Source organism: Caldicoprobacter sp., from assembly GCF_047459465.1.
Lineage (GTDB): Bacteria > Bacillota > Clostridia > Caldicoprobacterales > Caldicoprobacteraceae > Caldicoprobacter.
The window spans coordinates 1-8,434 of the sequence record NZ_VSCO01000079.1 but is presented as its reverse complement, the minus strand read 5'-3'; the positions used below and the strand labels follow the sequence as shown (position 1 = coordinate 8,434).

At 49.0% G+C, this 8,434-nt stretch carries 9 protein-coding genes; 2 read left to right on the top strand and 7 right to left on the bottom strand.

What is annotated here, in order from left to right:
* From hslU to dprA, 5 genes are all read right to left on the bottom strand, one after another.
* On the bottom strand, positions 1–1,244 hold a 1,244-nt coding region (gene hslU / locus FWJ59_RS06310; protein WP_414481117.1), incomplete at its 3' end, for an ATP-dependent protease ATPase subunit HslU.
* Positions 1,228–1,758, bottom strand: coding sequence for an ATP-dependent protease subunit HslV (gene hslV, locus FWJ59_RS06305; RefSeq protein ID WP_414481118.1), 531 nt, complete (start codon positions 1,756–1,758; stop codon positions 1,228–1,230). The genes hslU and hslV, both read right to left, overlap by 17 nt.
* Positions 1,759–1,821: 63 nt before the next feature.
* On the bottom strand, positions 1,822–3,147 hold the full coding sequence (gene trmFO / locus FWJ59_RS06300; RefSeq protein WP_414481116.1) for an FADH(2)-oxidizing methylenetetrahydrofolate--tRNA-(uracil(54)-C(5))-methyltransferase TrmFO: 1,326 nt from the start codon (positions 3,145–3,147) through the stop codon (positions 1,822–1,824).
* Positions 3,140–5,242 carry a type I DNA topoisomerase gene (topA, locus tag FWJ59_RS06295; RefSeq protein WP_414481115.1) on the bottom strand — a complete coding sequence of 701 codons (2,103 nt, stop codon included), beginning with the start codon at positions 5,240–5,242 and terminating at the stop codon, positions 3,140–3,142. Before topA ends, trmFO begins: the two co-directional genes overlap by 8 nt.
* A 13-nt stretch (positions 5,243–5,255) precedes the next feature.
* On the bottom strand, positions 5,256–6,365 hold the full coding sequence (dprA, locus tag FWJ59_RS06290) for a DNA-processing protein DprA (RefSeq protein ID WP_414481114.1): 1,110 nt from the start codon (positions 6,363–6,365) through the stop codon (positions 5,256–5,258).
* 181 nt (positions 6,366–6,546) lie between these two features.
* Between dprA and FWJ59_RS06285 the strand changes: the two genes are divergently transcribed.
* Positions 6,547–7,191: a ribonuclease HII gene (locus FWJ59_RS06285; RefSeq protein ID WP_414481113.1), complete on the top strand. Its 645-nt coding sequence runs from the start codon at positions 6,547–6,549 to the stop codon at positions 7,189–7,191.
* Between the two features lie 16 nt (positions 7,192–7,207).
* Positions 7,208–7,570 carry a YraN family protein gene (locus FWJ59_RS06280; RefSeq protein WP_414481112.1) on the top strand — a complete coding sequence of 121 codons (363 nt, stop codon included), beginning with the start codon at positions 7,208–7,210 and terminating at the stop codon, positions 7,568–7,570.
* Positions 7,571–7,604: 34 nt separating this feature from the next.
* Here the strand turns inward: FWJ59_RS06280 and FWJ59_RS06275 are convergent, their stop codons facing one another.
* Together FWJ59_RS06275 and FWJ59_RS06270 are read right to left on the bottom strand one after the other, a co-directional pair.
* Positions 7,605–7,817, bottom strand: coding sequence for a hypothetical protein (locus FWJ59_RS06275; RefSeq protein WP_414481111.1), 213 nt, complete (start codon positions 7,815–7,817; stop codon positions 7,605–7,607).
* The gene (locus FWJ59_RS06270) at positions 7,814–8,221 is read right to left on the bottom strand and encodes a gamma-glutamylcyclotransferase (RefSeq protein WP_414481110.1); all 408 of its coding nucleotides are present in this window, start codon (positions 8,219–8,221) and stop codon (positions 7,814–7,816) included. Before FWJ59_RS06270 ends, FWJ59_RS06275 begins: the two co-directional genes overlap by 4 nt.
* Positions 8,222–8,434: the final 213 nt, after the last annotated feature.

The window sequence follows — 8,434 nt, the reverse complement described above, 5'->3', positions numbered from 1 at the left end:
TCGCTGGTCTGATTCATTATATAAGCGATGTTGGCTATCTCGTCTATGGCATCCTCGGTAAACTCAAGGTCTACTCCCTCTACTTTGAGGAGCGCGATCTGCTGCTTTATGATGGCATTTTCAGTTTGGGTGAGTATGCGCTTGAAATCCTCTTTCGTTAAAGCTTCCAGCTCCACCCTTATGGGGAACCTACCCTGCAGCTCGGGTATGAGATCAGACACCTTGGACACATGGAAGGCCCCAGCAGCAATGAACAGTATATGATCGGTCTTAACCGGGCCGTATTTGGTCATAACCGTGGTGCCCTCCACAATGGGCAGTATATCCCTCTGTACCCCTTCGCGGGAGACATCGGGGCCTGCTCCGCTTTCACGGCCGGCGATCTTGTCGATCTCATCGATGAATATTATGCCGTGCTGTTCTACAGCCTGGATGGCCTCCTCTACCACCTCATCCATATCTATGAGCTTTTGGGCTTCTTCCTGTTCAAATATGCGCCGCGCCTCTCTGACGGTGGTCTTTTTCTTCTTGCGCCTTTTAGGAAATAGATTGCCGAATACATCCTGTATTTGTATGAGTACCTCTTCATTGCCCATGCCAGGGATGAATCCAAAACTGGCAAATCCCGAGTCCTCTACTTCAATTTCTATGTGGGTATCCTCCAGAGCGCCACTGCGCAGCTTTTCCCTCAGCCTTTCCCTGGTATGGGCCATAGAATCGTCGTCATCCTGCTCCTCAGCTGCCGGCTGTTCTACTGGAAATAGCATGCCCAGTGGGCTTTGGGACCTCTTCCTTTTGGGAGGAAGGAGTACGTCCAGCAACCGGTTCTCGGCGGCTTGAGCCGCCTTTTCCCTCACCATCTCCATCTTCTGGTTTTTAACCATGCGGATGGCTTCTTCCACCAGATCCCTAACCATGGACTCCACATCTCGACCCACATATCCTACCTCGGTATACTTGGTGGCTTCCACCTTTATAAAAGGCGCATTTACAAGCTTAGCTAAACGCCGCGCAATCTCGGTCTTACCCACGCCGGTAGGCCCCATTAGTATTATGTTTTTTGGCGTGATCTCGTCTCTTAACTTTGGGTCGAGCTTGCTCCTGCGATAGCGATTCCTCAAAGCTATCGCCACCGCTTTTTTGGCTTTCTCCTGTCCGATTATGTACCTGTCAAGCTGCTCGACTATCTCCCTCGGAGTATAATATTCGGCCAATGGACTCCCCCTCCTAAACCTCTTCCACATATATATTGTTGTTGGTGTAAACGCAGATGGACGCAGCTATCTCCAGCGATTTCCTGACTATCTCCACCGGCTCTAGCTGGGTATTGTTAACGAGAGCTCTGGCAGCGGCCAAAGCATAATTGCCGCCCGACCCAATGGCGGCAATCTGATCATCGGGCTCGATGACCTCACCGGTACCTGAAATTATGAGCAGATCCTTAGAATCTATGGCAATCAACATTGCATCCAACCTTCTCAGCACCTTATCGGCACGCCACTCCTTGGCCAGCTCGACGGCAGCCCGCTGCAGATTGCCAGAATACTCCTCCAGCTTAGTTTCAAACTTTTCGCTCAGCGTAAAGGCATCGGCCACGGTGCCAGCAAATCCTACCACTACCCTATTGTGATATAGCCTCCGTATTTTGCGCGCACCCTGCTTCATGATGGTGCTCTGCCCCAGCGTCACCTGGCCGTCGCCGCCGATGGCCCCTTTATCACCTCTTCGAACTGCTATAATGGTAGTCCCCTTAAGCATAACTACAAATTCCCCTTCCCTCTTTACTAAACACACCAATATTATCACAATTTTTCAAAAATTTCAATGTATTCTGATAAAATCCAAATGGCTGTTTTGTATAATTTGCTTAATGGTCTCTAGCGCCCGCTGCGAAATCATCAAATTTCTATCGCGCCTTGAACGCACCTTCTTATCAAGGGGCGCTATGATCCCAAAATTGCTGTTCATAGGCTGAAAGTCCTCTATACGAGGATCGGATATATAGTGGGCCAGCGCACCGATGGCGGTGGTATCCGGAAAATCGATGGGCTGCTTGCCATGGAGCATTAGCGCCAGATTAATCCCTACCACCAGCCCGCTGGAAGCCGACTCCACGTATCCTTCTACGCCGGTAATCTGCCCCGCAAAATATATATACTGATTGCTCCTTAAGCCGTAACACGAATTGAGCAGCTTGGGCGAATTGATGTAAGTGTTGCGGTGCATCACCCCGTAGCGCACAAACTCGGCATTTTCAAGGCCGGGGATCATGGAAAAGACCCGTTTTTGTTCCCCAAACAACAGATTAGTCTGAAAGCCTACCATGTTATATAGGGTAGCCTTGCTGTTGTCCTGCCTTAGCTGGACCACGGCATACGGCTCCTGCCCGGTTCGCGGGTCACGAAGCCCTACCGGCTTTAAAGGGCCAAACCGCAAGGTGTCTATACCCCTCTTGGCCATCACTTCGATGGGCATACACCCCTCAAATACCTTTTCATCTTCGAAGTCCTTCAGGGTTACCGTCTTTGCGTTTACCAGTTCGTGCCAAAACCTCTCGTATTCTTCCTTGGTCATGGGGCAGTTGAGGTAGTCTTCCCCTCTCCCATACCTCGACGCCTTAAATATCTTGCTAAAATCCAGGGAATCCCTCACCACAATGGGAGCCGCAGCATCAAAAAAATACAGGTATTCCTGCTTTATCAACCGTTTTATATCTTCCGAAATAGCCGGCGAGGATAGGGGCCCCGTTGCGATGACCACATAGCGATCTTGCGGTATTGTTTTTACTTCCTCGCGAATCACCGAAATATTCGGATGGCTTTGTATCTTGTCGGTGATGTACTGTGCAAACAGCTGCCTGTCCACCGCCAGCGCCCCACCCGCCGGTACCCTGGTGGCATCGGCCGCCTCTATTATCAATGAGCCCAGCAGTCGCATCTCTTCCTTCAAAAGGCCGGAAGCGTTCTCCAGCCTGAAAGATCCCAGGGAATTGCTGCATACCAGCTCCCCAAGATATTCGGTATGATGGGCAGGCGTCATGTTATGGGGCCGCATTTCATACAGCTCCACCTGTATACCCGCCCGTGCAAGCTGCCATGCCGCTTCGCAGCCGGCCAGCCCGCCGCCTATCACCATCACCTTATCCATGGCTTACCCCACTTCTTTCGTGACGGTATCCACATTCCTTATTGGTGCAGGCTACATACTCCTCCCCGTTTTTCTTCTGCTTGACCATCATCAAAGCTCCACATTGCGGGCACTTCTCATCGGCCGGCATGTCCCACGATATGAAATCGCATTCAGGATAGTTTTCGCACCCATAAAACTTTTTGCCCTTTTTGGTATGCTTTACGACGATGGCGCTGTTGCACTTGGGACACCGGGCCGAAATGACCTCTACATAGGGCTTTGTATTGCGGCAGTCGGGAAAATTGGGACAGGCCAAAAATTTGCCATACCGTCCCCTCTTAATGACCATGTTTACCCCGCATTTATCGCATATGACGTCGGATACCTCGTCCTTGATCTCTATCTTGGATATGGCTTCGTCAGCCTTTTTAAGCAATTCTTGGAAAGGAATATAAAATTCCCTTACTATCTCCCGCCAGTCCTTCTTTCCCTCTTCAACCTCATCCAGCTGCTTTTCCATCTCGGCAGTGAATTTGTAATCTACTATATCGGGGAAATACTCCATCATGAGATCAGTTACTATGAACCCCAGTTCGGTCGGCACCAGGCTCTTCTTCTCCCTCACCACGTAGCCCCTTGCGATGATGGTTGAAATGGTAGGAGCATAGGTGCTAGGCCTGCCTATGCCCATCTCCTCCAGGGCACGAACCAGCGACGCTTCGGTATATCGCGGCGGCGGTTGTGTAAAGTGCTGCTCGGGAACCAGCTTCTTAAGCTTGAGGCTCTCGCCTTCGATCACTTCCGGCAGCTCCACATCCTCCTTTTCGGATGATTCATTATCGCTGCCCTCCATATAGATGATGGTATAACCCGCAAAGGTCTTGCGCGAGCCGGCTGCCCTGAAGATATATCCGTTGTCCCCAGCGATATCTACCGTCATGGTTTCGTACAGCGCCGGGGCCATCTGGCTAGCCAGAAAACGATCGTATATCAAGCGGTAGAGCTTGTACTGATCGCTGGTGAGGGAATCCTTTATGGATTCCGGTTCCCTCAATATGGAGGTAGGCCGTATGGCCTCGTGGGCATCCTGTATACCCTTTTTGCTCTTATACTGGTTGGGCTTATCGGGAAGATACTGCTTCCCATATTTTTCCCTTATGTAATCCAGAGCTTCCTTCTGCGCCTGCTCAGCTACTCGCGTCGAATCGGTGCGAATATAGGTCACCAATCCTACCGCACCTTCGCCCTTAATTTCCACCCCTTCATAGAGCTGCTGGGCAATCAGCATGGTCTTTTGCGTGGTAAAGCCCAGCTTCCTGTAAGCCTCCTGTTGGAGGGTGCTGGTGGTAAAAGGCGGTGGAGCGCTGCGCTTTTTAATGCCTTTTTTAACCCCACGGATGGTATATTGCGCCGTCTCAAGCTTTTCAACAAGGCTCTTTACCTCTTGTTCATTTTTAGGGACAATTTTATTATCCGCCGTGCCATAAAAGGCGGCTTCAAAGGCTTTGCCGGCCTCCGTTACAAACTTTCCGGTTATGGTCCAGTATTCTTCAGGAACGAATTCTTGAATCTCTCGTTCCCTTTCGCACACCATTCTGGTGGCCACCGACTGGACCCTGCCGGCGCTCAATCCCCCCTTGATCTTTCGCCATAGCAGGGGGCTTATCATGTACCCAACCACCCTGTCCAATACCCTGCGGGCCTGCTGGGCATAAACCAGGCTCATGTTGATGGTCCTGGGATGTTTTATGGCGTTTTTGACGGCCTGCTGTGTGATCTCATGAAACTCTATCCTGCAGGTACTGTTGGGGTCTATGCCCAGAAGATAGGCAAGGTGCCACGATATAGCTTCCCCTTCCCTATCAGGGTCGGTAGCCAGATAGACCTTATCGGCGTTTTGCGCCTCCTTTTTCAGCTTATTTATTATCTCGCCCTTGCCCCTTATGGTTATATATCGGGGTTCAAAGTCGTTTTCAATATCCACTCCCAACTGACTTTTGGGCAGGTCCCTCACGTGCCCCATGGAAGCCTCGACTTTATATTTACTGCCCAGAAATTTTTTTATGGTCCGAGCTTTAGCAGGTGATTCGACAATGACCAAATCCTGTGCCACCTTATCCCTCCATTCAATTCATCCATTGCCTGGCAAATTTACCTCCAGGCAGCTGTTTTACTATTCCCTTCATCTCAAGAAGGGTCAAAATCGCATTTAGCTTGGCTATATCAAAACCCGTAATGGCAGCCAGTTCTTCCAGCAGCTTTTCGCCATCCTCAAGGGCATTATACACCTCTATCTCAAAAATATCCAGCTGATGAGCAAGGCAAGAGGGCTGTTTAATCTCCTTATTGGCAGTTATGCCAAGGGCTTCTAGTATATCGCCGGCACTCGTCACCGGCGTAGCCCCCTCCTTTATCAGCCGGTTTGTTCCGCTGCTGTAAGGACTGGTGACATTTCCGGGCAGAGCATACACTTCCCTGCCCTGCTCTAATGCAAAATCGGCGGTGATAAGCGCACCACTGGCACTGCCGGCTTCCACCACCACAACAGCCTGGGACAGGCCGCTTATGATCCTATTCCTTGCCGGAAAATTGCCTGCAGCAGGCTGGGTCCCCGGCGGATACTCGCTCATCAATGTGCCTTGCTGCTGCACTTGCATGAACAACTTCTTGTTTTCCCTGGGATATATGACGTCTACTCCGCATCCCAGAACTCCAATGGTATAGCCACCGGCTCGTATGGCGCCTCTGTGTGCCATGGCATCTATTCCCCTGGCAAGGCCGCTTACTACAGTAACCCCGGCGCATGACAGCTCGTAAGCCAGCTTTTCAGCCATTTGCCTGCCGTATTCCGAAGTCCGCCTCGACCCCACGATGGAGACCATATACGGCGTTTCCTTAAGTGGTTGTCCCTTGCAATAAAGCACCGGTGGAGGATCATATATTGTCTTCAAGAGTTTAGGATATTCATCATCTATCAAAGTTATTACCTGGATATTAGGATCCTCAACGATTTTTTGGGCTTTCTCCAGGTACTCCATGCTCTTGTGGATCATTACATTCTTTATGGCCTTATCTCCAATCAGCCTGTATGCATCCAGGATATCATTACGGCTGCATTCCCATACCGCTTTGGGGCTGCCAAACCTCTTTACCATATAGTAAAACCGCTTGGCGCCTATGCCGGGTATACTGGACAGCCACACCCAGTATACCTTATCGACAATATCCCCCACCACAATTCTCCTCCATACAAACCAGCTTTTTCATCTTTTATGATACATTCGACACATATATGGAGTCAAGCAAGAGTTATCAAACCCTCGTGGAGCAGCGGAATTTTCTTGTCAAAGCCTGGTACGCTATGATACAATTTCCCATAAAGAGTAGGATACTATTTTCCATAAGGAGTAGGAAGATATGGCAGTAGAAATAATAGCAAAGACAGGAATACTGGTAGAAGATATCAAATTCTGGGATATGGGATATACGCTGGTAGGAGGTGTAGACGAGGTAGGTCGCGGGCCGCTGGCTGGCCCAGTGGTGGCAGCTTGCGTCATATTGCCCAAAGAAGTCCTCATAGAAGGCATAGTGGATTCCTCTTTCGTCATCAGGGATTCCAAAAGGCTTTCGCCTTTAAGGCGAGAACGGCTGTATGACGTAATAATGTCCAAAGCTATTGCTGTGGGTATAGGCCGGGTGGAACCGGAAGAGATAGACAGGATAAATATACTCAATGCCGCCCGTAAGGCAATGGAACAGGCTGTACTGGCCTGCCATCCATCTCCCGACTGCCTGCTCATAGACGCTCTTGAGCTTGAAAGCTGCTCCATACCGCAGTTTCCTCTAGTAAAAGGTGATGTGCGTTCGCAGGCCATTGCGGCCGCCTCTATAATCGCCAAGGTCACTAGAGACCGCGAGATGGTGAGATGGGCCGAAGTTTACCCTCAATACGGTTTTGAAAAGCATAAGGGATACGGCACCAAGCAGCATATAGAAAGCATAAAGAAGTTCGGGCTGTCTCCTATCCACCGCAGGACTTTCTGTGAAAAATTTGTAAGTTAAAAGGAGGCCTTTGAAGTTGAACACAAAAGCTCTCGGCAGGTGGGGTGAGGAAAGGGCAACCGAGTACCTGTCCCATAAAGGCCTAAGCGTACTGGAGCGCAACTACCGCTGTCCCTTAGGTGAGATAGACATCATAGCCCAACAGGATGATGTTCTGATATTCATAGAAGTGAAGACAAGGCGCAGCATGTGCTTTGGCCTACCAGCCGAGGCGGTGACCTTCAAAAAGCAAATGAGATACTTCAAAATAGCGCAATACTACATGAAGGAAAATGGAATAAAGGATATAAACTGCCGGTTTGACGTGGTAGAGGTGATTTTAAACCGTGACGGCTCATGCCAATTCAACCACATCATCAATGCTTTTCAGATAAAGTAGGCTATACTTTTGTAAGCGAAGGTGAACACCTTTGTTAGCGTTTTGTTTCAAATTCGTCGTTACAGTGATCGATTAAATACCTGTTAATGTATTTGCGGGGGAAATGCTGCTTCATACCTTCTAATACTACCTGAAGGTATTCATCGCCACAAATGCGAAATCTATCCTCGCATTTTGCATCTCTCATGGTCTCTTTAAACGATTCCACATTTACACAGCTTCCATAAGCAAAATACTTTTTATTCATATATACCCCCTGTTTTGCATAAATTTTCTCCAGTCACCGTCAGGGATAAAAATCCCTCTTTTTCGTGCATATTCCCCATCTGCATAGATATATACCCAACAGCAAAGCATTTCTCCATCATCGGTAAATACATCTATTATCTCTCGGACGTACAGATTATCCTCCCCATATCCGTAGTACCCTTCCAATCCGTCAAGCTTCCTTAAAAGGTCTCGGTTCACCGGTTCTACTATCTCCCCGCGGACTGTTCCTTCACCCTTAAGCATAGCCGGATAGCCCTGCGGCAGATGATAGAGCAAGCCTTGCGTTTTCCCCGGAATTATACAACTTATACGGCCTTCCAGGTACCTGCTGTGATTCCAGAATCCCTTCATCAGCGTGCCGTATACAAATAACCTATTCAATTGAGCCTCATCCAATTTTAGATTGTCATTATTTGCAGGCAATGCTCATTCACCCTACCTACAGGGATATCATTTATTCTTATACTTTGTACGCTTGTAGAGTATTGATATTGCTTGTTACTCTATATATCATTTGTAAACTCTACCCTCGTTGTACACTTCACCATAACCGCATGCCGCCACAGCCTAGAATCAACATAAAACCTTTTCTCA